The organism is Enterococcus sp. HMSC072F02 (genome assembly GCF_001837725.1).
Classification (GTDB): Bacteria; Bacillota; Bacilli; order Lactobacillales; family Enterococcaceae; genus Enterococcus_B; species Enterococcus_B lactis.
This window is the reverse complement of the sequence record NZ_KV833894.1, coordinates 1-512: the sequence shown is the minus strand read 5'-3', so window position 1 is coordinate 512 and position 512 is coordinate 1. Positions and strand designations below refer to the sequence as shown.

Annotated in this window: 1 pseudogene; it reads right to left on the bottom strand. The window is 35.4% G+C overall.

Annotated elements, in window-relative coordinates:
- Positions 1-416: pseudogene (locus HMPREF2731_RS01690) on the bottom strand (IS30-like element IS6770 family transposase); the annotation flags it as partial.
- Positions 417-512: the final 96 nt, after the last annotated feature.

The window sequence follows — 512 nt, the reverse complement described above, 5'->3', positions numbered from 1 at the left end:
TTTCCCCGTTTTTCCTGATGGCCATTGGGTTTTCTTTTACCTTTCATCGGTAGTGTGTCAATATCAAATATTCCTTTAGAAAATAAACGATAAAGTGTTCTCATACCGCATGAAACAGGCCTTTCTTTTCGCCCGATAATGACGTCAGGCGTCCAACCAAGAGTGACTTTCTCTTTAATGTAATCTACTTCATGAGCAGGTAATTGAATGACTTTTCTACCACATTTTTTCTTATTTTCTTTATACTGGTGCCAATAATCAAGAGCAGTCTTGCCTTGCTTGAACTTATTGACTACATTATAAATAGTTTGTATAGCACGTCCCATTCGGTTAGCGATTTCAACCGGCTTATTATGTTGAAGATAATATGATTCTATCATTGTCAGTTCGTCTATGGTAAGATGTTTGTAGGTCATTTATGGTTACACTCCTTTGTTTTCTTTCGTCGGAAATACAATTTGAGTGTACCATAAATGCCTTTTTATTTTTCTAACTTAATTTTACAATTCGCG